Raw genomic sequence first — 24,405 nt, forward strand, 5'->3', positions numbered from 1 at the left:
TCGGGAGCGTTTATGCTAAGGGTTTACCACTCAAATCGTCTGGATGTGCTGGAAGCACTGATGGAGTATATCGTTGAGCAAGAGCGTCTTGACGATCCGTTTGAGCCAGAAATGGTGCTGGTGCAGAGCACCGGTATGGCGCAGTGGCTGCAAATGTCCCTTTCGCAGAAATTTGGCATTGCGGCGAACATCGATTTTCCGCTGCCCGCGAGCTTTATCTGGGAGATGTTTGTTCGCGTCCTGCCGGATATTCCTGAGCAGAGCGCCTTCAACAAACAAAGTATGGCCTGGAAACTGATGACGCTGCTGCCGGACATGCTGGCGCATGATGAGTTTGCCATGCTGCGGCACTACCTGAATGACGACACCGACAAGCGTAAACTTTTCCAGCTTGCCTCACGTACTGCCGACCTTTATGACCAGTATCTGGTTTACCGTGCAGAATGGCTGATTCGCTGGGAAGCGGGAGAATTAGTCGATGGGTTACCGGAAGCGCAAATCTGGCAGGCGCCGCTCTGGAAAGCGCTGGTCGAGCATACCGGGAAACTCGGTCAGCCTAAGTGGCACCGTGCTAACCTGTACGATCGCTTTATCTCAATACTTGAGAACAGCGCAGAACGGCCAGCCCGTTTGCCGTCACGCGTGTTCATTTGCGGTATCTCCGCGCTGCCGCCTGTCTACCTGAACGCGCTAAAAGCGCTCGGTAAGCACACTGATATCCATATCCTCTTTACCAACCCGTGTCGACACTATTGGGGGGATATTCAGGATCCGCGCTGGCTTTCACGGCTGGTTACCCGCCAGAGAAAGCGCCTCTTTGAAGAGCGCGCCGTGCCGCTGTTTAAAGACAGTGAAAACGCGGCGCAGCTTTTTGATGAAGAAGGGATTCAGAACCTGCCGAACCCGCTGCTTGCCTCGTGGGGCAAGCTCGGACGCGACTATATTTATCTGCTTTCAGATATCACCTCTTCGGGAGAAGGGGATGTGGATGCGTTTGCGGATATTACGCCGGACAGCCTGCTGCACAATATTCAGCTTGATATTCTGGATTTGGAAAACCGTGCCGTTGCCGGGATCACTGCCGAAGAGTTTGCGCGAAGCGACAAGAAGCGAAAACTGGATCCTGACGATCGCAGTATCGCGATCCACGTTTGCCACAGCCCACAGCGTGAAGTTGAAATTCTTCATGACCGCCTGCTGGCCATGTTACAGGACGATCCAACCCTGACACCGCGCGATATCGTGGTGATGGTGGCGGATATCGACAGCTACAGCCCGTTTATTCAGGCGGTATTTGGCAGCGCAACGGGCGACCGCTATCTGCCCTACGCAATCTCTGACCGTCGCGCTCGTCAGTCACACCCGGCGCTACAGGCCTTTCTCAGCCTGCTTTTGCTGCCTGATAGCCGGTTTATCTCTGAGGATGTGCTGGCACTGCTGGATGTGCCAGTTCTGGCCGCACGTTTCAACATTAACGAAGAGGGGTTGCGCTATCTGCGCCAGTGGGTCAACGAATCTGGTGTCCGCTGGGGTATCGACGATGATAACGTCCAGGAGTTCGAACTGCCTGCGACCGGCCAGCATACCTGGCAGTTTGGCCTGACGCGCATGCTGCTGGGGTATGCGATGGAGAGCATCCACGGCGAATGGAATGACGTGCTGCCGTACGATGAATCCAGTGGGTTGATCGCGGAACTGGTTGGTCACTTAGCCTCGCTGCTTATGCAGCTCAACCGCTGGCGCCGTGCGTTGATGCAGCCCCGCCCGCTCGAAGAGTGGCTGCCGATTTGCCGCGAAATGCTGAATGATTTCTTTCTGCCGGACAGCGAAACTGAAGCCGCCATGGCGCTTATCGAGAAGCAGTGGCAGGCCATCGTTGATGAGGGGGTTAATTCGCACTATCACGAGGCGGTTCCTCTTTCGCTTCTGCGTGATGAGCTGACGCAACGTCTCGATCAGGAGCGCATCAGCCAGCGCTTCCTTGCGGGGCCGGTGAATATTTGTACCCTGATGCCAATGCGTTCAATCCCGTTCAAAGTGGTCTGTCTGCTTGGCATGAACGACGGTATTTATCCGCGTGCGCTTCCACCTCTGGGTTTTGATCTCATGAGCGCACAACCGAAGCGGGGCGACCGCAGCCGCCGCGATGATGACCGTTATCTCTTTCTTGAGGCGCTGATGTCTGCGCAAAGCAGGCTGTATATCAGCTATATCGGTCGTTCAATTCAGGACAACAGCGAGCGTTTCCCGTCTGTGCTGGTGCAGGAGCTGGTGGATTACATCGGACAGAGTCACTATCTGCCGGGCGATGAAGCCTGCAACTGCGACGAAAGCGAACGTCGGGTGATAGCGCATATCACCTGTCACCATAGCCGTATGCCGTTTGATCCTGTCAATTACGTTCCTGATGAACTGCAAAGCTACGCCCGCGAGTGGCTTCCCGCCGCGAAGAAAGCGGGGACGCCGCAAACCGATTTTATTCAGACGCTCGAGCCGCGCGTCATAGATACCCTCTCGTTTGAGCAGCTACAGCGTTTTTGGGCGCACCCGGTCCGGGCTTTTTTCCAGCAACGCTTGCAGGTGAATTTCCGCTCTGAAGAGAGCGAAATCCCCGATGCGGAACCGTTTATTCTTGATGGGCTGGAGCGTTTTAAGCTTAATTCCCAGCTTCTGAATGCGCTGGTTGACGAAGAAGACGCCAGTAAACTGTTCCGACGTTACAGGGCGTCGGGATTACTTCCGTATGGTGCATTCGGCGAAATCGTCTGGGATGCCCAGTGCGAGGAGATGCGAGCGCTTGCTGACCGCGTTATCGCGTGTCGGCAGCCGGCGAGCAGCATTGAAATCGATCTCGATTGTAACGGTATGCACCTCAGCGGCTGGCTCACGCACGTGCAGTCTGACGGGCTGCTGCGCTGGCGGCCATCCATGCTCAGCGTTTCACATGGCCTGCAACTCTGGCTCGAACATCTTGTCTACAGTGCGAGTGGTCACGAAGGTGAAAGCCGGTTGTTTGTACGTAAGGACGGCGAATGGCGTTTCCCGCCGATGGAGCCTGAGCAGGCGTTGACGTATCTGTCGCTTTATATTGAAGGTTACCGTCAGGGCATGAACAAACCTCTGCTTTTGCTGCCTGAAAGTGGGGGGGCGTGGATAAAAGCCTGTTACGACGCGCAGAATGATGCCATGTTAACGGATGAGGCTTCGCTCCAGAAAGCGCGCAGCAAGTTTTTGCAGGCCTACGAAGGGAACATGATGGTACGTGGCGAAGGTGACGATGTCTGGTATCAACGTTTATGGCGCACGCTGGAGCCAGAATATTTCGACATTATCACCCTGGAGGCGCAACGCTACCTGTTACCGTTGTTCAAATTTAATCAGTCCTGAGTGCTGTATAAAAATTGCGCAGTATGAGGTGTTCATTTATGATGCACCTCTTATCACGGACTGATGTACCCAAAGAAAGAGATGCTGGCGTGTCCAGCACGCACGTTGTTAATGATGTAGCCGTGATAAAGAGGTCGTAATGCCAGGCAGCACCTTGTTCAAAGCGTTTGTTTTGTTTATCGCCCTTTGGGCTCCCGTCACTCAGGCCGATTCCGGTTGGCAACCTGTCAAGGAAACAATCCGTAAGAGCGATAAGGACACCCGTGAGTATCAGGCGATTCGTCTTGATAACGGGATGACCGTGCTGCTGGTTTCCGATCCTCAGGCGGTGAAATCGCTCTCCGCGCTGGTTGTGCCGGTGGGTTCGCTGGAAGATCCTGACGCCCATCCTGGACTGGCTCACTACCTTGAGCACATGACGCTGATGGGCTCTAAAAAATACCCACAGCCTGACAGCCTGTCCGAATTTCTGAAAATGCATGGCGGCAGCCACAACGCCAGTACCGCGCCGTATCGCACCGCGTTTTACCTGGAAGTGGAAAATGATGCGCTTGATGGGGCGGTGGACCGTCTGGCGGATGCCATTGCCGCACCGCTGCTGGATAAAAAATACGCTGACCGTGAACGTAATGCCGTGAACGCCGAACTGACGATGGCGCGCACGCGAGACGGTATGCGCATGGCGCAGGTTAGCGCTGAAACCATCAATCCGGCGCACCCGGGTTCGCGCTTCTCAGGCGGCAACCTTGAAACGCTGAGCGACAAGCCAGGTAGCCCGGTGCTCGATGCGCTGCATGCGTTTCGTGAAAAATACTATTCCGCCAATCTGATGAAAGCGGTTATCTACAGCAATAAACCGTTGCCGACGCTGGCAAACATGGCCGCGCAGACCTACGGCAGGGTGCCAAATAAAAATATCGATCTGCCGCAGATTAACGTGCCGGTTGTCACGGACGCGCAAAAAGGTATTGTTATTCACTATGTGCCGGCCTTGCCGCGCAAGGTGTTACGCGTTGAATTCCGTATTGATAACAACACGGCGCAGTTCCGCAGCAAAACCGACGAGCTGGTGACGTATCTTATCGGCAACCGCAGCCCGGGTACGCTCTCCGACTGGCTGCAAAAGCAGGGGCTGGTGGAAGGTATTCGCTCTGACTCCGATCCCGTTGTAAATGGGAATAGCGGCGTGCTGGCCATCTCCGCGACGCTGACCGATAAAGGGCTGGCTCACCGGGACGACGTCGTTGCGGCCATTTTCAGTTACCTCTCTCTGCTGCGCGATAAAGGCGTCGATAAACGCTACTTTGACGAGCTGGCGCACGTGCTGGATCTCGATTTCCGCTATCCCTCTATCACGCGTGATATGGACTACGTTGAGTGGCTGGCAGATACCATGATCCGCGTGCCGGTGGAACATACGCTGGATGCGGTAAATATTGCCGACCAGTATGACGCCGGAGCGCTCAAAGCGCGTCTGGCGATGATGACTCCGCAGAATGCCCGCGTCTGGTATATCAGCCCGAACGAACCGCATAACAAAATGGCCTACTTCGTTGATGCCCCGTATCAGGTTGAAAAAATCAGCGAACAGACCTTCGCGGGCTGGCAGAAAAAGGCGGGGGAAATTGCGCTGACGTTACCGGAACTTAACCCCTACATCCCGGACGATTTCTCGCTGATCAAACCCGCAAAGGCGTATCCGCACCCGGAGCTGATTGTTGATGAGCCGACGCTGCGCGTGGTCTACACCCCAAGCCGCTATTTCGCCGACGAGCCAAAAGCGGATGTTAGCGTGGTGCTGCGTAACCCCAAAGCAATGGACAGCGCCAGAAACCAGGTGCTGTTTGCGCTTAACGATTATCTGGCCGGTATTGCTCTCGATCAGCTCAGCAACCAGGCTGCCGTTGGTGGTATCAGTTTCTCCACCAACGCCAATAACGGCCTGATGGTGAATGCCAACGGCTATACCCAGCGTTTGCCGCAGCTGTTCCAGGCGCTGCTGGACGGTTATTTCAGCTATACGCCTACGGAAGAACAGCTCGAGCAGGCTAAGTCCTGGTATGCCCAGATGATGGATTCTGCCGAGAAGGGTAAAGCCTACGATCAGGCGATTATGCCAGCACAGATGCTGTCGCAAATTCCGTACTTCCAGCGCGAAGATCGCCGCGCGTTATTGCCCTCAGTCACCTTAAAAGAGGTGCTGGCTTACCGTGATGCGCTGAAAACCAATACCCGTCCGGAGTTCCTGGTTGTAGGGAATATGAGCGAAGAACAGGCTAAAACGCTGGCGCAAAACGTCCGTGCGCAACTGGGTTCAAAAGGCGATGAGTGGTGCCGTAATCAGGATGTGCTGGTAGAGAAAAAGCAGAACGTGATCTTCGAAAAAGCGGGAAGCAGCACGGATTCCGCGCTGGCCGCGGTGTTTGTCCCTGTCGGTTATGACGAATTTACCAGCTCTGCCCAGAGTGCGGTTCTCGGTCAAATTATTCAGCCGTGGTTTTACAACCAGCTGCGCACCGAAGAGCAGCTGGGCTATGCGGTATTCGCTTTCTCTATGAATGTGGGCCGTCAGTGGGGGCTGGGCTTCCTTCTGCAAAGCAGCGACAAGCAACCCGCTTACCTGTGGCAGCGTTATCAGGCGTTCTTCCCGCAGGCGGAAGCAAAACTGCGCGCCATGAAGCCGGAAGAGTTTGCCCAGATCCAGCAGGCGGTTATCGCCCAGGTGATGCAGCCGCCGCAGACGCTGGGTGAAGAGGCCTCGCAGCTGAGCAAAGATTTTGATCGCGGTAATATGAAATTTGATTCGCGTGATAAAATAGTGGCCGAAATAAAACAGCTGACGCCACAAAAGGTTGCCGATTTCTTCCATCAGGCGGTAGTAAAACCGCAGGGTATGTCCATCCTGTCTCAGGTTTCTGGCAGCCAGAACGGGAAAACGGACTACGTAAAATCAAAAGAGTGGACCGTCTGGAAGAGCGTCAGCGCGCTTCAACAAACTATGCCCTGGAGTAAGAAAGAATGACCCATACCGCTGAGCCGCTTGATCCCCTAAGTTTACCTCTACAGGGTGAGCGACTGATTGAAGCCTCAGCGGGAACGGGAAAAACCTATACCATCGCCGCGCTCTATCTGCGTCTGCTGTTGGGGCTCGGCGGCAACGCCGCTTTTTCGCGCCCGTTAAGCGTGGAAGAGCTGCTGGTGGTAACCTTCACCGAAGCGGCCACTGCCGAGCTGCGTGGCCGTATTCGCAGCAACATTCATGAGCTGCGCATCGCCTGTCTGCGTCAGACGACGGATAACCCCCTCTACGCGAGCCTGCTGGACGAGATTGCGGATAAACAACAGGCTGCGCAATGGCTGCTGCTGGCCGAGCGGCAAATGGATGAAGCGTCCGTCTTCACCATTCACGGTTTTTGTCAGCGCATGTTAAGCCTGAATGCGTTTGAATCCGGCATGCTCTTTGAGCAGCAGCTTATTGAAGATGAATCCGAGCTTCGCTATCAGGCCTGTGCGGATTTCTGGCGTCGTCATTGTTATCCGTTGCAGCGCGACATTGCCGAAGCGGTTCACGCCCTGTGGAAAGGTCCGGAAGAGCTTCTTCGCGCCATCGACCGTTACCTGCAAGGCGAAGCGCCGGTCATTAAATCTCCGCCGCCTGCCGATGAAACGCTGGCCTCGCGCCATGAAAAGATCGTCGCCAAAATTGCGGCGCTTAAGCAGAAGTGGAATGAGTCGGTTGGTGAAATTGATGCAATCATCGAAAACTCAGGCATCGACAGACGCAAGTTCAACCGTGGGAACCAGGGGAAGTGGATCGAAAAGATCAGCGCCTGGGCCCAGGAGGAGACGCGGGGCTACCAGCTTCCGGACGCGCTGGAAAAATTTTCGCAGCGCTTTTTGACCGAGCGAACCAAAGCCGACGGCATTGTGCCTGAGCATTCCCTGTTTGTGGCGATTGATGCGCTGCTTGCGGAGCCATTAACGCTCAATGACCTGATGATCACCCGCGCTATGACGGAGATCCGCCAGGCCGTCGCGCGCGAAAAACGTCGCCGGGGCGAGCTGGGGTTTGATGACATGCTGAGCCGCCTGGACGAGGCGCTATCCAGCGAAAATGGTGAAGCGCTCGCCAGCGCGATCCGTACCCGTTTTCCGGTGGCGATGATTGACGAATTTCAGGACACCGACCCTCAGCAGTACCGCATTTTTCGCCGCATCTGGCGACAGCAGCCCGACACTGCCCTGTTGTTGATAGGCGACCCTAAACAGGCGATTTACGCCTTCCGTGGGGCAGATATCTTCACCTATATGAAAGCCCGTAGTGAGGTTGTCGCGCATTACACGTTAGACACTAACTGGCGTTCCGCGCCGGGGATGGTTGAGAGCGTCAATGCGCTGTTCAGCCGTATGGAGACGGCGTTCATGTTCAATGAAATCCCTTTCCTGCCGGTGAAATCCGCCCCAAAAAACGCATCCCTGCGCTTCGAAGTCAGTAGCGCGGTGCAACCCGCCATGACCTTCTGGCTGCTGGAAGGGGAAGGCTATGGGGTTGCCGACTATCAGGCGGCGATGGCCCAGCACTGCGCCGCACAAATCCGTGACTGGCTGAGCGCAGGCGCGCGCGGCGAGGCGCTGCTTTGGCAGGGGGAACAGGCAAATCCTGTTAAAGCCTCTGATATTACCGTGCTGGTGCGCAGTCGTCAGGAAGCGGCGCTAATCCGCGATGCGCTAACGCTGCTGGATATTCCGTCAGTGTATCTCTCTAACCGCGACAGCGTGTTCGACACGCTGGAAGCCCAGGAAATGCTCTGGCTGCTTCAGGCGGTGCTGGCCCCGGAGCGCGAAAATACGCTTCGAAGCGCGCTGGCCAGCTCTATGCTGGGGTTGAACGCGCGCGATATTGATGAGCTCAACCATGACGAAAACGCATGGGATACGGTGGTGGAAGAGTTTGTCCATTACCGTGAACGCTGGCAAAAACGCGGCGTCATGGCGATGCTGCGCGAATTGATGACGCGGCGCCAGATTGCCGAAAATATGCTGGCGTCATCGGGCGGTGAAAGGCGTCTTACCGATATTTTACACATCAGCGAACTGTTGCAGGAAGCCGGCACCCAGCTTGAAAGTGAACATGCCCTCGTGCGCTGGCTGGCGCAGCAAATCGCGGATCCAAACAGTAACGCCTCAAGCCAGCAGATGCGTCTTGAGAGCGATAAGCATCTGGTGCAAATCGTCACCATTCACAAATCGAAAGGTCTCGAGTATCCGCTGGTCTGGCTGCCCTTTATCGCCAACTACCGCGTTCAGGATCAGGCCTATTATCATGACCGCGAGACTTTCGATGCGGTGCTCGATCTCAGCAAGGCGGAAACCAGCGTTGAGCTGGCGGAAGCGGAGCGTCTGGCGGAGGATTTGCGCCTGCTTTACGTGGCGCTGACCCGTTCTGTCTGGCATTGCAGCCTGGGCGTCGCGCCGGTTTTCCGCCGTCGCGGGGAGAAAACAGGGGAGAGCGATTTCCATTTAAGCGCCTTAGGGCGGCTTATTCAGCGTGGTGAGCCTAAAGATGCGGCGGGGTTGCGCCTCTGTATTGAGTCGCTTTGCGGAGACGATATCGCCCTGCATATCCCTTCTCTGCCAGACAACAGCCGCTGGGAAATGGCGCAAGAGCCCGCGACCGATCTTAACGCGCGCCAGATCACACGGGTGCTTGCCGACGACTGGCGCGTCACCAGCTACTCTGGCCTGCAACAGCACGGGCAAAGTATTGCGCAGGATCTCATGCCGAAGCTGGACGTGGATGCCGCAGGGGTGGGCGATGTTCCGGTTGAACCGACGTTAACTCCACATCAGTTCCCACGCGGCGCGTCGCCGGGCACCTTTTTGCACAGCCTCTTTGAAGAGCTTGATTTCACTCAGCCTGTCAGTGAGGAGTGGGTGCTGAAGATGTTGCAGAGCGGAGGCTATGACGCGCACTGGCTGCCCGTTATCACTGACTGGATCAACGCCATTTTGCAGGCGCCGCTGACGACGCAGGGCTTCTCTCTTCGCCAGTTAACGGCCAAAAATAAGCAGGTTGAGATGGAGTTTTATCTGCCCGTCGCAGGCCCGCTTAAGGCCGACGCGCTCGATGCGCTCATCCGTCAGTACGATCCGCTGTCAGCCGGTTGCCCGCCGCTGAACTTCCGTCAGGTGCAGGGCATGCTGAAAGGGTTTATCGACCTGGTCTTCCGTCACGAAGGACGGTACTACCTGCTGGATTACAAATCGAACTGGCTGGGCGAGAACAGCGAAGCCTATACCCAGCAGGCGATGGCGGCAGCCATGCAAATGCATCGCTACGATCTGCAATATCAGCTCTATACCCTGGCGCTGCACCGCTATTTGCGCCACCGTATTGCGGATTATCGCTACGACGATCATTTTGGCGGTGTCATCTATCTGTTCCTGCGCGGGGTTGATGCTGCCGATCCGCGCTCCGGGATCTTCAGCACTCGTCCGGATGCGGAATTGATTAATAAAATGGATAACCTGTTTGCAGCAAACACGGAGGAGATGGCATGACGATGCAGGACTTATTGCTGGATGCGGTAGAGCAACGCGTGCTGCGTCAGCTGGACGTGCAGTTTGCCATGATGATTGCCGCTGACCAGCCCGCCGTGATGCTTGCCGCTGCCCTGTTGAGTAAAGACGCCGGAGAGGGGCATGTGTGTCTGCCGCTCTCGCGTCTGGTGGTTGACGAGAAAATGCCGCCTGTCCTCCAGTCCTGCTTTGCGCTGCTGGGGGAAAGGGTGGACTGGCAGAAAATTTTGCGTGAATCGTCAGCCGTCGGGCCGGGAGACAACCAGGCACCGCTGATCCTTACGGGGGAGCGCTTATACCTGAACCGCCTGTGGCGAAACGAACTGACGGTAGCGCGTTTCTTTAGTGAGACCAATGCGCCGCTTCCCTGCGACGAAGCACAGCTTCGCCAGACGCTGGACAGGCTGTTTGACTCCGGTGAGGCCACAGACTGGCAGAAAGTGGCGGCAGCCGTCGCCCTGACGCGGCGGATCTCGGTGATATCCGGCGGCCCGGGAACGGGGAAAACAACGACCGTCGCAAAGCTGCTGGCAGCCCTGATACAGCTTTCAGGCGAGCAGCGATGCCGTATTCGTCTGGCGGCGCCCACCGGGAAGGCCGCGGCGCGTCTGACCGAATCACTGGGCGGTGCGATGCAACGGCTGCCGCTCACCCAAGAACAGCTTGCGCTTTTCCCGGGTGAAGCAAGTACTCTGCACCGTCTGCTCGGCGCGCAGCCGGGTAGCCAGCGGCTGCGCTACCATGCGGGCAATCCGCTGCATCTGGACGTGCTGGTGGTGGATGAAGCCTCCATGATCGACCTGACCATGATGTCGCGCCTGATCGATGCGCTACCACCCCATGCGCGCGTGGTTTTCCTGGGCGATCGCGACCAGCTCGCCTCTGTAGAAGCCGGGGCGGTGCTGGGAGATATCTGTACCTACGCCAGTTACGGTTATACCGCCGCGCGGGCGCAGGAGCTCGCCCGTCTGACCGGTTGCTCGCTTGAACCCGATCACACGCCGATCGCGGGCGCACTGCGTGACAGCCTGTGCCTGCTGCAAAAAAGCTACCGTTTCGGTAGCGACTCCGGCATCGGCCAGCTGGCTGCGGCGGTCAACCGTGGCGACAGGCACGCCACGCGTAGGGTGTTTGACGGTTCCTTCACTGACATTGAAAAGAAATCGCTGCAAAGCGGGGAAGAGTATCAGGCTATGCTTGAGGAGGCTCTCCAGGGATACCAGCATTTTCTGAGCTGCGTGCAGCAGCGCAGTCAGCCCGGGCAGGTCATCGCCGCATTTGGCGAATACCAGCTTCTGTGCGCATTACGGGAAGGGCCGTTTGGCGTCACGGGCCTGAACGACAGGCTGGAGCAGCTGCTGGTGCAGAAGCGCAAAATTAACCGTCAGCTGCATTCGCGATGGTATGAGGGCCGGCCAGTGATGATCTCCCGCAACGACAGTGCGCTGGGGCTGTTCAACGGGGATATCGGCATTGCGCTCGATCGCGGTAACGGTCTGCGCGTCTGGTTCCAGCTACCGGACGGTAGCGTGAAGTCCGTCCAGCCCAGCCGCCTGCCAGAGCATGAAACGGCATGGGCGATGACGGTACATAAATCTCAGGGCTCCGAGTTCAACCATGCGGCGCTGATCCTGCCGACACAGCTGTCGCCGGTTGTGACCCGCGAGCTGGTCTACACTGCCATTACTCGCGCGCGCCAGCGTCTGTCATTGTATGCGGATGAGCGCGTGTTGAGTCAGGCGATTGCCACCCGTACCGAGCGCAGAAGCGGATTAAGCGCGATATTTGAATCTGTCTGAGTGAACGCCCTCTCCAGCAGGAGAGGGTGACTGTTATCCCAGGTCCGCCATTAACACCTTCGAGCGGCGCTGGTAGTTGTACATCTCTTTCTTACTTTCCGGCAGGGAATCAATATCCACCGGCGTGAAGCCGCGCTCCTGGAACCAGTGAATGCTGCGCGTGGTAAGCACGAACAGCTTGCTCAGACCCATCTGGCGCGCCTGTGCCGCCACGCGTTCAAGCAGCAGCTCCCCCCGTGAGGAGCTACGGTAATCAGGATGCACGGCGACGCACGCCATTTCGCCAATCTGCTCTTCCGGGAACGGATAAAGCGCCGCACAGGCAATGGTCAGGTTATCCCGCTGAATGATGGTGAACTTGTCGATCTCCATCTCCAGCTGCTCGCGGGATCGGCGAACCAGAATTCCCTGTTGTTCCAGCGGACGGATCAGCTCCAGAATGCCGCCGATATCGTTGATGGTGGCACGGCGGATCTGCTCGGCGCTCTCCATGACGATCTGCGTACCGATCCCGTCACGGGAGAACAGCTCCTGCAACAGCGCGCCGTCTTCCTGATAGCTGATCAGGTGGCTGCGGCGCACCCCGCTACGGCACGCTTTAACGGCGCCGCGCAGAAAACGCACGGTACCGGAATAGTAATCGCCTTCTGCTTCCAGCGCTTCGACGCGCGCCTGGGCTTCATTCGGAAAAAGTTCTGGCACAATCACGCCCTCATCGTTCACGACACCCTGTGAGGAGCAAAAGCCGATCATTTTTTCCGCTTTCAGCTTGATGGCCAGCTGGGTGGCAATCTCTTCTGAGGTCAGATTAAAACTTTCACCCGTTACGGAGACGGCAACAGGGCCCATCAGAACGATCGCGCCATTGTCTAACTGGCGGTGAATGGCTTCTTCATCAATACGGCGGATGCGGCCGCTGTGGCAGTAATCCACGCCATCGTCCACGCCGAGCGGCTGAGCGATGATAAAGTTGCCGCTCACCACGTTGATGTGCGCGCCCTGCAACGGCGTATTATTCAGGCTCATCGACAGGCGGGCGGTGATATCGAGCTGCAACAGACCCGCCGCCTGTTTGACCAGCTCGAGGGTTTTCGCATCCGTCACGCGCGTGTGTTTGTGGTAGATCGGCTCATGGTGATGGGCGGCCAGGTTGGCTTCAATTTGCGGACGTGCGCCATACACCACCACCAGACGGATGCCGAGGCTGTGCAGCAGGCCGATATCATTGACGATGCTGGAAAAGTTTTCATGCTCAATGGCTTCGCCGCCAAGCATGATGACAAACGTTTTTCCCCGATGGGTGTTGATATAGGGAACAGAATGGCGGAATCCCTGGACCAGTTCGGTTCTGCGTTCCTTAACCATGACACAACCCTTAGTGAATGTTTATTCGTAATTTCTGTATTTTTATTCGATTGTGGCCGCGTGTGCAAGCCTAAATTTTCTGCGACCCACAGAAAATAATAAGTAATCCGTGCGTTAACGTATGATTGTTTACCCTTTTATAGATGACAGTTTATGCGTCATTCGTTAAAGTTTTCGGTCAATTTGGGCGTTTTGTTCATCAATCAGATTTCTTGCTCGGGAGAAGCATGTCGGGATCCAATTCAGCAATAAGCCGCCGCCGCCTGTTAAAAGGGGCCGGGGCGATGTGGTTGCTTAGCGTCAGCCAGGTGGGTCTTGCCGCCACAAGCCAGGTAGTCGCGGTGCGCGTCTGGCCGTCGTCGACCTATACGCGCGTGACGGTCGAGTCCAATCGCGTGCTGAAATACAAGCAATTTGCCCTCAGCAATCCTGAACGTGTGGTGGTTGATCTCGAAGGTGTGAACCTCAACTCCGTGCTTAAAGGCATGGCAGCTCAGATCCGTGGCGACGATCCGTTTATCAAATCGGCGCGCGTCGGGCAGTTCGATCCGCAAACCGTGCGTATGGTGTTTGAGCTGAAGCAGAACGTGAAACCTCAGCTCTTTGCCCTTGCGCCTGTAGCCGCCTTTAAGGAGCGTCTGGTGATGGATCTCTATCCGGCGAATGCGACGGATATTCAGGATCCGCTTCTGGCCTTACTTGAGGATTACAACAAAGGCGATCTCGACAGCCAGGTTCCGCCAGCGCAAAGTGGCCCACAGCCGGGCAAGGCGGGGCGCGATCGCCCGATTGTGATCATGCTCGATCCTGGCCACGGCGGAGAAGATTCCGGCGCCGTCGGGAAATATCGCACCCGCGAAAAAGATGTGGTGCTGCAAATTGCCCGTCGTCTGAAGGCGTTGATCGACAAAGAGGGCAATATGCGCGCCTACATGACGCGCAACGAAGATGTCTTTATCCCGCTGAAGGTCCGCGTGGCAAAAGCGCAAAAGCAGCGCGCGGATCTGTTTGTCTCTATTCACGCGGATGCCTTCACCAGCCGCCAGCCGAGTGGATCTTCAGTGTTTGCCCTGTCAACGAAAGGGGCGACCAGTACCGCCGCGAGATACCTGGCGGACACGCAGAACGCCTCGGATTTAATTGGTGGCGTGAGCAAAAGTGGCGACCGTTACGTCGACCATACGATGTTTGATATGGTGCAGTCGCTGACCATTACCGACAGCCTGAAGTTTGGTAAAGCGGTGCTGGGCAAGTTGGGCCGGGTCAACAAGCTGCACAAAAACAGCGTCGAGCAGGCCGGATTTGCGGTACTGAAAGCGCCAGATATTCCATCCATTCTGGTCGAAACCGCGTTTATCAGTAACGTGGAAGAGGAACGTAAGCTCAAGACGGCTAAATTCCAGCAGGAAGTGGCGGAGTCGATTCTGGCGGGGATCCGGGCCTACTTCTCAGACGGGGAAACGCTGGCGCGGCGGGGGTAGGGCATTAAGCCGGGTATCATGCCCGGCATTTTCACAAACGCCAGATACAAAAAAACACCCTTCAGGGTGTTTATTGTTTTAAGAAGTGTTGGTTGCGGGGGCCGGATTTGAACCGACGACCTTCGGGTTATGAGCCCGACGAGCTACCAGGCTGCTCCACCCCGCGTCCGTCTTTCTACACTTGTAGAAACTTACTTCTTCAAATTTGATTGGTTGCGGGGGCCGGATTTGAACCGACGACCTTCGGGTTATGAGCCCGACGAGCTACCAGGCTGCTCCACCCCGCGTCCGTCTTTCTACAGTCGTAGAAGATACTTCATCAAATTTTAATTGGTTGCGGGGGCCGGATTTGAACCGACGACCTTCGGGTTATGAGCCCGACGAGCTACCAGGCTGCTCCACCCCGCGTCCGTGGAAGCGCACTATACTCGGATAGGTTTGTGATGCAACCCCTTTTTCACATAATTCATTATTTTGTATGCAAAATGAACGGCAAAAGCCACTTTGGACTATTTTTTGTGCAGAATTTGCCAAAGGGAAGGTGATTGCATTTCATTAACACGGTGGGTTTGTTATCTTCATCTCGCGGAATTGGGCAACTAAAAGACGAGATATAATGAAAGGACGTTGGGCGAAGTATCTGATGACAGGCGCAATGGTGGCGATTCTTGCGGCCTGCTCTTCCAAACCGACCGATCGCGGTCAACAGTATAAAGACGGGAAGTTATCCCAGCCTTTCTCTTTAGTTAACCAGCCAGACGCCGTGGGCGCTCCGATCAATGCCGGAGACTTCTCCGAGCAGGTCTACCAGATCCGCACTGCTTCTCCGCGTTTATACGGTTCGCAGAACAACGTCTATAGCGCCGTGCAGGACTGGCTGCGTGCAGGCGGTGATACCCGCAATATGCGCCAGTTTGGTATCGATGCCTGGCAGATGGAGGGGGCGGATAACTACGGTAACGTCCAGTTTACCGGTTACTACACTCCGGTTGTCCAGGCGCGCCACACACGCCAGGGCGAGTTCCAGTATCCCATTTACCGTATGCCGCCGAAACGCGGTCGTCTGCCGTCCCGCGCCGAGATCTACGCTGGCGCGCTGAGCGAAAATTACGTGCTGGCCTACAGCAACTCCCTGATGGACAACTTCATTATGGACGTGCAGGGCAGCGGCTATATTGATTTTGGCGACGGCTCGCCGCTGAACTTCTTTAGCTACGCCGGGAAAAATGGCCATGCCTATCGCAGCATCGGTAAGGTGCTCATCGACCGTGGCGAAGTGAAACGAGAAGATATGTCGATGCAGGCGATCCGCGAGTGGGGCGAAAAACACAGCGAAGCGGAAGTGCGTGAGCTGCTTGAGCAGAACCCATCGTTTGTCTTCTTCAAACCGCAGAACTTTGCGCCGGTGAAAGGGGCGAGCGCCGTCCCGCTGATTGGCCGCGCTTCTGTGGCATCGGATCGTTCGATTATCCCGGCAGGTACTACGCTGCTGGCGGAAGTTCCACTCCTCGACAACAACGGCAAATTCAACGGCAAGTATGAATTACGCCTGATGGTGGCGCTGGACGTGGGTGGGGCGATCAAAGGCCAGCACTTCGACATTTATCAGGGCATCGGCCCGGATGCCGGCCATCGTGCAGGCTGGTATAACCACTACGGACGCGTGTGGGTGCTGAAGGCAGCGCCGGGTACCGGAAACGTATTCAGCGGCTGATTGTGTTATTCTGAGGGCAAGACGGATTACGGTTCAGGGTGAGGAATACCTCACCCTTTTTACATCTGAGGTTTTATGTCTGTGGTAATCAGCGATGCCTGGCGCCAGCGTTTCGGCGGCACGGCACGGTTATATGGTGAAAAAGCCCTGCAACTGTTCGCGGATGCGCATGTCTGCGTGGTGGGCATTGGTGGTGTGGGTTCGTGGGCGGCAGAAGCGCTGGCGAGAACCGGCATTGGCGCAATTACGTTGATTGATATGGATGACGTCTGCGTCACTAACACTAACCGTCAGATCCACGCCCTGCGTGATAACGTCGGTCTGGCGAAGTCCGAGGTGATGGCGGAGCGTATTCGTCTCATCAACCCGGAGTGTAGGGTGACGGTGATCGACGACTTTGTGACGGCAGATAACGTCGCGGAGTACATGAGCAAAGGCTACAGCTATGTGATTGATGCCATCGACAGCGTGCGGCCAAAAGCGGCGCTGATCGCTTACTGTCGTCGTTACAAGGTGCCGCTGGTGACAACGGGCGGCGCGGGTGGACAAATTGATCCGACGCAGATCCAGGTGGCGGATCTGGCGAAGACCATTCAGGATCCGCTGGCCGCTAAGCTGCGCGAGCGCTTAAAAAGCGACTTCAACGTGGTGAAAAATAGCAAAGGCAAGCTGGGCGTGGACTGTGTGTTCTCGACAGAAGCGCTGGTTTATCCGCAGGCGGATGGTTCGGTCTGTGCAATGAAAAGCACGGCGGAAGGGCCAAAGCGGATGGATTGTGCCTCAGGGTTTGGAGCGGCCACCATGGTGACCGCCTCCTTCGGCTTTGTGGCGGTCTCTCACGCCCTGAAGAAGATGATGGCGAAGGCGGAACGTCAGGCCTGAGCCTGACGGGCGGCATCCAGTACCGCGTCGTTTAGCGCAATCAGTCCCTGACCGCGCGAGGCGCTAAGCTGCGCGCGAAGTCCCAACTCATCAAACAGCGCTAGCGGAGAATGCGCCAGCAGCTCTGCGGCGCTTTTCCCTTCGATTGCGGTCAACAGCACCGCCAGCAGACCGCGAACAATGCGTCCCTCGCTGTCGCCGAAGAAATGCAGTTTCTCTCCGGATACACTAAACCCAAGCCAGACGCGGTTCTCGCAGCCTGCGATCTCCTTCGCCTGTAATTTCAGCTCGTCTGACAGTGCAGGCAACTGTTTACCCAGAAGGATCAGCTGACGATATTTATCTTCCCACTGCGTGAGCGGGACGAAGGTCTGTTTTAACGTCTCTTCAGTAATAACGGTGCCGAACGGGTGCCCGGCTAAAGCTGAACTTGTCATTAATCCACCAGTAATTCCAGGGCGCGGTCGACGGCGGAAACCAGCGCATCGACGTCGCTTTTTGTATTGTACGGTGCAAACGAGGCGCGCAGGGTACCGCTCACGCCAATAGCCGCCAGCAGCGGCTGGGCGCAGTGCTGTCCGGCACGCAGGGCAATGCCGTATCCGGCAAGCAACGTCACCATGTCGCTATGGTGCACGCCCGCGAAATCAAAGGCGAGCAGGCTGGAGTCCTGGACGCGGAACGAGCGAAAACCCGGACGTTTTTTCAGTTCTTCTTCCGCCAGCGTCGCCAGACCCCGGCTCCAGCTTTCAGCCTGAACCACGTCCATTTCTGCCAGCCATTCGAGCGCCGCGCTCAGGCCGATAACCCCGGCCACGTTTGGGGTACCGGCTTCCAGGCGGTAGGGTACATCCTGCGTTTTAAAACCGTCGAAGGTGACTTCGGTAATCATCTTGCCGCCGCCGAGCCACGGCGTCATCCGGGCCAGCAGTTCAGGTTTGCCGTACAGCGCGCCGATACCGGTTGGCCCGTACAATTTGTGTCCTGAGAAGGCATAGAAGTCGATATCCAGCGCCTGAACGTCAGCCGGAAAATGCACCACACCCTGCGCACCGTCGACCATCACCACCACGCCGCTGGCATGGGCAATCTCAATGGCACGCGCCAGATCCGGGCAGCCGCCGGTGACGTTGGACATCTGCCCCAGCGCCAGAATACGGCTGCGCGGAGTAATCAGCTCAGGCAGACGCGCCACGTCAGGCAGGAAGTCCGCACCCAACGGGAGCTTTACAACCCGTGCCCCGGTTTGTTCGGCCACCATCAGCCAGGGTACCAGGTTGGCGTGGTGTTCCGCCTCGCTGACGATGATCTCATCCCCGGGCTGCAACAGCGGACGCGCGTAACATTGCGCCACCATGTTAATGGCCTCTGTGGTGCCCCGCGTCCAGACGATGTTCTTACCGCTGTCAGCATTGATCAGGCGCGCGACCTGATCCCGTGCGGCTTCGTATTGCGCCGTTAAGCGCTGCGCGTCGGCATACTGGCTGCGGTGCACGTTCCCGGCGCTCAGGCTGTAAAACTGGCGGGTTGCCTCAATCACCGCCTGCGGTTTAAGGGCCGTGGCGGCGCTATCAAGATAAATGCCGGCATCGGCCAGCGCAGGAAACTGTGCGCGAAACTGCGCAGGACTGAAAGCGTTCATGGAATTCCTCATATCGATTCTACGATCGTCGCGCAAATTCATCGGCAGGGCAAGGAAGTTGATATCTATCAGATTTGTCTGCTTATCCTGGCGAGTCTGAAAAAGCAGGTTATGCTAAATAGTGTTAGGCGGATGTTTTAGCCTGTTATAAATCGAGGTTTGAATAGCATTAATTGCTAAAGGAGATAATCATGAAAAAGACAGCTGCAATCATTTCTGCCTGTGCGTTGACCTTTGCCCTGAGCGCCTGTTCTGGTAATAACTACGTAATGCATACCAACGATGGTCGATCTATCGTCTCTGAAGGGAAACCGACAACCGATAATGATACCGGGATGATTTCTTACAAAGATGCTAACGGGAACAAACAGCAGATCAACCGCAGTGATGTGAAAGAGATGAAGGAAATCGAGCATTAACAGTTAGATAAGCGAAAAAAAAGCACCGCAAGTTGGCGGTGCTACATTAATCACTATGGACAGACAGGGTAAATGTACAGGAAGTGAAAAATTGGTAGCGTTGCTACCGTGGTCTGAATCGCAGACCAATTGCAAACACAACAACACAACATCACAACCGTAAGCCAAAAGCCCTTCAGAACACGCATTCCAAAAAAAGCTTTTCGTTCCGGCTCAGGAAGTGCCGCCACTATAGGTATTTGCTGGTAGTTCCTCAACGGACAAATTATAATGGCTCAGATAAAAAAAACTAATAGGTTAAACGTTGTTTCCTATATGTTAAATCTCGTTAACATCTAAGCCAGATAACCATGTCCAAGCGATTGCCACCCCTAAATGCATTACGTGTTTTTGATGCAGCAGCACGCCACCTCAGCTTCACCCGCGCAGCCGATGAGCTTTTTGTGACACAGGCCGCAGTAAGTCATCAAATCAAGTCTCTGGAGGATTTTCTGGGGCTTAAGCTGTTCCGTCGACGCAACCGTTCGTTGCTGTTGACCGAAGAGGGGCAGAGCTATTTTCAGGATATTAAAGAGATTTTTTCCCAGCTGACGGAAGCCACTCGCAAGCTTCAGGCCCGGAGCGCAAAAGGCGCTCTGACTGTGAGTTTATTGCCCAGTTTTGCCATTCAGTGGCTGGTGCCGCGACTCTCAAGCTTTAACTCAACTTATCCGGGAATCGATGTCCGAATCCAGGCGGTGGACCGTCAGGAAGACAAGCTGGCAGATGATGTGGACGTGGCGATTTTTTACGGTCGCGGTAACTGGCCGGGCTTGCGTGTGGAAAAATTATACGCAGAATATCTGTTGCCGGTCTGTTCACCGCTGCTGCTGACGGGGGATAAAGCGCTCAAAACGCCCGCCGATCTGGCGCAACATACGCTTTTGCACGATGCTTCGCGTCGCGACTGGCAAACTTATACCCGCCAGTTAGGTCTTAATCATATAAACGTGCAGCAGGGGCCCATTTTTAGCCACAGCGCGATGGTGCTACAGGCTGCCATTCACGGGCAGGGCGTGGCGTTGGCAAACAACGTTATGGCGCAGTCCGAAATTGAGGCAGGCCGTCTGGTTTGCCCATTTAACGATGTACTGGTCAGCAAGAATGCATTTTATCTGGTTTGTCATGACAGTCAGGCAGAACTGGGTAAAATAGCCGCTTTCCGGCAGTGGATACTGGCGAAAGCGGCAAGCGAGCAAGAAAAATTCCGCTTCAGGTATGAACAATAACGTTTGTGTGCCGGGCACGCATCAATTCAGGACTTAAACATGACCAGCCGATTCATGCTGATTTTCGCCGCGGTGAGTGGCTTTATTTTTGTAGCTCTGGGCGCGTTTGGCGCGCATGTCTTAAGCAAATCTCTGGGCGTTGTGGAGATGGGTTGGATCCAGACCGGCCTTGAATATCAGGCGTTCCACACGCTGGCAATTTTTGGGCTGGCGGTGGCGATGCAGCGCCGCATCAGCATCTGGTTTTACTGGAGCAGCGTCTTTCTGGCGCTGGGTACCGTACTGTTCAGCGGCAGTCTTTACTGTCTGGCGCTGTCGCATTTACGCCTGTGGGCGTTTGTTACACCTGTCGGCGGCGTCAGCTTCCTGGCGGGTTGGGTGTTAATGTTTATCGGAGCTATCCGTCTGAAACGCAAGGGCGTTGTTCATGAATAAGGTTGTTTTATATTGTCGCCCGGGGTTTGAGAAAGAGTGCGCCGCGGAAATTACCGATAAAGCGGCGAAGCGTGAAGTCTTTGGATTCGCTCGCGTCAAAGAGAACGCGGGCTATGTGGTATTTGAATGCTATCAGCCTGATGATGCCGACAAGCTGGCGCGCGAACTGCCGTTCAGCTCATTGATTTTCGCCCGTCAGATGTTTGTCGCGGGCGAACTGCTGAAAGATCTTCCGCCGGAAGATCGCATCACGCCGATTGTTGGCCTGTTGCAGGGTGTGGTGGAGAAGGGCGGCGATTTGCGCGTGGAAGTGGCCGACACCAACGAAAGCAAAGAGCTGATGAAGTTCTGCCGTAAGTTCACCGTGCCGCTGCGCGCGGCGCTGCGTGATGCGGGTGTGCTGACAAACTACGAAACGCCAAAGCGCCCGGTCGTGCATATCTTCTTTATTGCGCCAGGATGTTGCTACGCCGGCTACTCGTATACCACCAATAATTCGCCGTTCTTTATGGGGATCCCGCGTCTGCGCTTCCCGGCAGATGCGCCGAGCCGTTCAACCCTGAAGCTGGAAGAGGCGTTTCACGTCTTTATCCCGGCGGACGAGTGGGACGAACGTCTGGCAAACGGCATGTATGCCGTCGACCTTGGCGCGTGCCCGGGCGGCTGGACCTATCAGCTGGTGAAACGCAATATGTGGGTTTCGTCTGTGGATAACGGCCCGATGGCGCAAAGCCTGATGGATACCGGGCAGGTCACTTGGCTGCGTGAGGATGGCTTCCGCTATCGCCCGAACCGCAACAACATCTCCTGGATGGTGTGCGACATGGTAGAAAAACCGGCGAAAGTCGCGGCGCTGATGGCCTCCTGGCTGGTGAACGGCTGGTGTCGTGAGACGATTTTCAACCTCAAGCTGCCGATGAAAAAGCGCTACGAAGAGGTGTCGCAGAACCTGGCCTATATTCAGCAGCAGCTGGACGAACACGGGATTAACGCGGAAATCCAGGCGCGTCAGCTTTATCACGACCGCGAAGAAGTGACGGTCCATATTCGTCGCTGGTGGGCGGCAGTGGGTGGGCGTCGCGACGAGCGATAACGTTTGTAACGCCCGGTGGCGCTGCGCTTACCGGGCCTACAAAATCGTGTGGTTGTTTTAACGCTCTAACCTTAACTGCTGTAAATTCCCGTCCAGCTGTAAATCCGTCTGTAGCGTCGCCACCTCCCGGCAGATAAACGCCATCTCTTTATGCGCCTCCAGCTTTTTGCGCCATTTTTCCGGCACTTCATCAAGCCTGGCGTAAATTCCTTCCAGACTCTGAAACTCCGTCAGCAGCTGTGCGGCGCTTTTGGGTCCAATACCGGCGACACCCGGCACTTTAGAGCTGCTGATCCCCGCCAGCCCCCAGTAATCCGGCAGTTGCTCAGGCGATACGCCAAACTCGCTGGCAATGAATGGCGCGTCCAGCCAGCGTTTTTGAAAGTAGTCCCGGATGCGGATCGTTGGAGAGAGCAGCTGGCAGTAGCCTTTGTCGGTTGAAACGATAGTCGCCTGATGCCCGGCGCTCGCGACTTTAACCGCCAGCGTTGCGGCTAAATCGTCAGCCTCATTACCGTGGGCGCCCCAGCACGGAACGCCGCGCTGCTCAAAGGCCGCGCGGATAGCGGGCATTTCTGCGTGCAGATCGTCCGGCATCGGCGCACGTCCGGCTTTGTAGTCCGGCAGGCGCTGGTGCCGCCAGCCGGTATTGCGTGCTTCATCGTCGAATACGGCAACAGCGTGGGTGGGTTCGCTATGGCGAATGAGCTGCTCCAGCGCGTGTAAACAGGTGTCCTTGCAGGGGGTGCCCTGTACCGCATGAATACGGCGAATCAGGTTAAGTGCATCGACGATAAGCAAATGAACGGCCACAGATAATCTCCCTTCTGTCTGATATGTGAAGGGTAACACTGAGCGCAGCATGAAACTATGAATGGTGGCGAAAACAGGAAGAAGCCTCGCAAAACGAGGCTTCCTGAGAGGCTTAATCGCAGGTGACGATCTTCATCGCCAGGCCACCGCGGGAAGTTTCGCGGTATTTGGCGTTCATATCTTTACCGGTTTCGTACATGGTTTCGATAACCTTGTCGAGGCAGACGCGCGGTTCGCTGGTACGACGCAGCGCCATACGGGCCGCGTTCACCGCTTTCACAGAGGCGATGGCGTTACGCTCGATGCATGGCACCTGGACCTGTCCGCCGACCGGATCGCAGGTCAGCCCCAGGTTATGTTCCATGCCGATTTCCGCCGCAATACAAACCTGCGCAGGACTTGCGCCCAGTAATTCGGCCAGACCCGCCGCCGCCATAGAGCAGGCGACGCCCACTTCACCCTGACAGCCCACTTCCGCGCCGGAAATCGAGGCGTTCATCTTGTACAGTGAGCCAATCGCACTGGCGACCAGCATATACCGCGCGAGTGAGTTTGCATTCACTTCACGGATAAACTTGTCGTAATACGCCAGAACCGCCGGAACAATTCCGCACGCCCCGTTGGTTGGCGCGGTGACGACGCGGCCACCCGCGGCGTTCTCTTCGTTCACCGCCAGCGCGAACATGTTGATCCAGTCGACGACGGCCATCGGGTCGGTGGTGGTTTTGTCGGTGCTGACCAGCATGCGGCGCAGCGCAGCCGCACGACGCGGAACACGCAGTTTACCCGGCAGCACGCCTTCGGTAGTGATCCCGCGCTCAATGCCGCTGCGCATCACTTCCCAGACGTTAGCGAAGTGCTGTTCCAGCTCCTCTTTGCTGTGCAGGGCCAGCTCGTTTTTCATCATCAGGCCGGAGAGAGAAAGCCCTGTCTCCTGGCAGTGACGCTGTAAGTCGGCCGCGTTTTTGTAAGGGTACGGCACATCAACGGCAGAATTGGTGCTTTGACCAAAATGCTCCTCGTCGACGATAAACCCGCCGCCGATGGAGTAATACGTCTGGCTGTAAACCGCTTTGTCGCCGGCCAGCGCGGTAATGCGCATGCCATTCTCGTGCAGCGACAGGTTATCCGCATGGAAATTCATGCAGTGATCAACCGGGAATTCAACCTCATGCTCGCCGTTCGCCAGCAGCAAACGACCGTGGGTGTTCACGTCCTGGATAAAGCCAGGTATTGCATCAATATCAACGGTATCCGGCAGATTACCCGCCAGCCCCATGATAATGGCAATATCGGTATGGTGGCCTTTACCGGTCAGGGAAAGGGAACCATATACATCGACAACCACGCGGGTGATGTCGTGCAAAATGCCGCGTGCAATCAAGTCATCCGTGAATTGTTTACCGGCTTTCATTGGTCCGACGGTGTGAGAGCTGGAAGGACCAATACCGATTTTGAAGATATCGAATACGCTAATCATGATGCGTCCATTGCTTCAGTCAGAGGGGAGAAGTGGGGGGGGCGCCGC

16 protein-coding genes and 3 tRNA genes are annotated in these 24,405 nt (G+C 56.2%); 11 read left to right on the plus strand and 8 right to left on the minus strand.

Annotation, left to right across the window (positions count from 1 at the left end; genetic code table 11):
* Positions 1 to 12 precede the first annotated feature (12 nt).
* From recC to recD, 4 genes are all read left to right on the plus strand, one after another.
* Complete coding sequence (gene recC / locus ACOTX5_RS02205) at positions 13 to 3,387, plus strand: exodeoxyribonuclease V subunit gamma (RefSeq protein ID WP_045910744.1); 3,375 nt, start codon at positions 13 to 15, stop codon at positions 3,385 to 3,387.
* A 139-nt stretch (positions 3,388 to 3,526) separates the two neighbouring features.
* Positions 3,527 to 6,409 carry a pitrilysin gene (ptrA, locus tag ACOTX5_RS02210; RefSeq protein ID WP_045910743.1) on the plus strand — a complete coding sequence of 961 codons (2,883 nt, stop codon included), beginning with the start codon at positions 3,527 to 3,529 and terminating at the stop codon, positions 6,407 to 6,409.
* Positions 6,406 to 9,948 (plus strand): exodeoxyribonuclease V subunit beta, encoded by a 3,543-nt coding sequence (gene recB, locus ACOTX5_RS02215; RefSeq protein WP_047727309.1) that lies wholly within the window; start codon positions 6,406 to 6,408, stop codon positions 9,946 to 9,948. Before ptrA ends, recB begins: the two co-directional genes overlap by 4 nt.
* A complete protein-coding gene (gene recD / locus ACOTX5_RS02220) occupies positions 9,945 to 11,765 on the plus strand; it encodes an exodeoxyribonuclease V subunit alpha (protein WP_017692741.1) in 1,821 nt (606 codons plus the stop codon). The genes recB and recD overlap by 4 nt, the downstream gene beginning before the upstream one ends.
* A 33-nt stretch (positions 11,766 to 11,798) precedes the next feature.
* Here recD and argA read toward each other — a convergent pair whose 3' ends face one another.
* Positions 11,799 to 13,130 carry an amino-acid N-acetyltransferase gene (gene argA, locus ACOTX5_RS02225; protein ID WP_015571744.1) on the minus strand — a complete coding sequence of 444 codons (1,332 nt, stop codon included), beginning with the start codon at positions 13,128 to 13,130 and terminating at the stop codon, positions 11,799 to 11,801.
* A gap of 227 nt (positions 13,131 to 13,357) precedes the next feature.
* On the opposite strand from argA, the gene amiC reads away from it, so the two are divergent.
* Positions 13,358 to 14,611 (plus strand): N-acetylmuramoyl-L-alanine amidase AmiC, encoded by a 1,254-nt coding sequence (gene amiC / locus ACOTX5_RS02230; protein ID WP_017382840.1) that lies wholly within the window; start codon positions 13,358 to 13,360, stop codon positions 14,609 to 14,611.
* An 89-nt stretch (positions 14,612 to 14,700) separates the two neighbouring features.
* Here amiC and ACOTX5_RS02235 read toward each other — a convergent pair.
* The 3 genes from ACOTX5_RS02235 to ACOTX5_RS02245 all read right to left on the minus strand — a co-directional run bounded on the left by ACOTX5_RS02235 (position 14,701) and on the right by ACOTX5_RS02245 (position 15,019).
* Positions 14,701 to 14,777 (minus strand) — tRNA-Met (locus ACOTX5_RS02235).
* 44 nt (positions 14,778 to 14,821) lie between these two features.
* A tRNA-Met gene (locus ACOTX5_RS02240) sits at positions 14,822 to 14,898 on the minus strand.
* Positions 14,899 to 14,942: 44 nt separating this feature from the next.
* Positions 14,943 to 15,019, minus strand: a tRNA-Met gene (locus tag ACOTX5_RS02245).
* A 208-nt stretch (positions 15,020 to 15,227) separates the two neighbouring features.
* Between ACOTX5_RS02245 and mltA the strand changes: the two genes are divergently transcribed.
* Both mltA and tcdA read left to right on the plus strand, forming a co-directional pair.
* Positions 15,228 to 16,325 carry a murein transglycosylase A gene (gene mltA / locus ACOTX5_RS02250; RefSeq protein ID WP_015571742.1) on the plus strand — a complete coding sequence of 366 codons (1,098 nt, stop codon included), beginning with the start codon at positions 15,228 to 15,230 and terminating at the stop codon, positions 16,323 to 16,325.
* Between the two features lie 75 nt (positions 16,326 to 16,400).
* The gene (tcdA, locus tag ACOTX5_RS02255; RefSeq protein ID WP_006811804.1) at positions 16,401 to 17,207 is read left to right on the plus strand and encodes a tRNA cyclic N6-threonylcarbamoyladenosine(37) synthase TcdA; all 807 of its coding nucleotides are present in this window, start codon (positions 16,401 to 16,403) and stop codon (positions 17,205 to 17,207) included.
* Here the strand turns inward: tcdA and csdE are convergent.
* Together csdE and csdA are read right to left on the minus strand one after the other, a co-directional pair.
* On the minus strand, positions 17,198 to 17,644 hold the full coding sequence (gene csdE / locus ACOTX5_RS02260; protein WP_003862762.1) for a cysteine desulfurase sulfur acceptor subunit CsdE: 447 nt from the start codon (positions 17,642 to 17,644) through the stop codon (positions 17,198 to 17,200). The genes tcdA and csdE overlap by 10 nt on opposite strands.
* Positions 17,644 to 18,849 carry a cysteine desulfurase CsdA gene (gene csdA, locus ACOTX5_RS02265; RefSeq protein WP_045911286.1) on the minus strand — a complete coding sequence of 402 codons (1,206 nt, stop codon included), beginning with the start codon at positions 18,847 to 18,849 and terminating at the stop codon, positions 17,644 to 17,646. The genes csdE and csdA overlap by 1 nt, the downstream gene beginning before the upstream one ends.
* Positions 18,850 to 19,040: 191 nt before the next feature.
* On the opposite strand from csdA, the gene ACOTX5_RS02270 reads away from it, so the two are divergent.
* The 4 genes from ACOTX5_RS02270 (at position 19,041) to rlmM (ending at position 22,064) form a co-directional block, all read left to right on the plus strand.
* A complete protein-coding gene (locus tag ACOTX5_RS02270; RefSeq protein WP_015571738.1) occupies positions 19,041 to 19,268 on the plus strand; it encodes a YgdI/YgdR family lipoprotein in 228 nt (75 codons plus the stop codon).
* A 350-nt stretch (positions 19,269 to 19,618) separates the two neighbouring features.
* Complete coding sequence (gene gcvA, locus ACOTX5_RS02275) at positions 19,619 to 20,536, plus strand: glycine cleavage system transcriptional regulator GcvA (RefSeq protein ID WP_003862758.1); 918 nt, start codon at positions 19,619 to 19,621, stop codon at positions 20,534 to 20,536.
* A gap of 39 nt (positions 20,537 to 20,575) precedes the next feature.
* On the plus strand, positions 20,576 to 20,971 hold the full coding sequence (locus ACOTX5_RS02280) for a DUF423 domain-containing protein (protein ID WP_003862756.1): 396 nt from the start codon (positions 20,576 to 20,578) through the stop codon (positions 20,969 to 20,971).
* Complete coding sequence (gene rlmM, locus ACOTX5_RS02285) at positions 20,964 to 22,064, plus strand: 23S rRNA (cytidine(2498)-2'-O)-methyltransferase RlmM (RefSeq protein ID WP_003862754.1); 1,101 nt, start codon at positions 20,964 to 20,966, stop codon at positions 22,062 to 22,064. Before ACOTX5_RS02280 ends, rlmM begins: the two co-directional genes overlap by 8 nt.
* Positions 22,065 to 22,121: 57 nt before the next feature.
* Here rlmM and xni read toward each other — a convergent pair whose 3' ends face one another.
* Together xni and ACOTX5_RS02295 are read right to left on the minus strand one after the other, a co-directional pair.
* A complete protein-coding gene (gene xni / locus ACOTX5_RS02290) occupies positions 22,122 to 22,877 on the minus strand; it encodes a flap endonuclease Xni (protein WP_023295348.1) in 756 nt (251 codons plus the stop codon).
* A gap of 112 nt (positions 22,878 to 22,989) precedes the next feature.
* The gene (locus tag ACOTX5_RS02295; protein WP_045911285.1) at positions 22,990 to 24,357 is read right to left on the minus strand and encodes an L-serine ammonia-lyase; all 1,368 of its coding nucleotides are present in this window, start codon (positions 24,355 to 24,357) and stop codon (positions 22,990 to 22,992) included.
* Positions 24,358 to 24,405 lie beyond the last annotated feature (48 nt).

The sequence above is a fragment of the Enterobacter cloacae complex sp. IR5441 genome (assembly GCF_049238215.1).
Lineage (GTDB): Bacteria > Pseudomonadota > Gammaproteobacteria > Enterobacterales > Enterobacteriaceae > Enterobacter > Enterobacter hormaechei_C.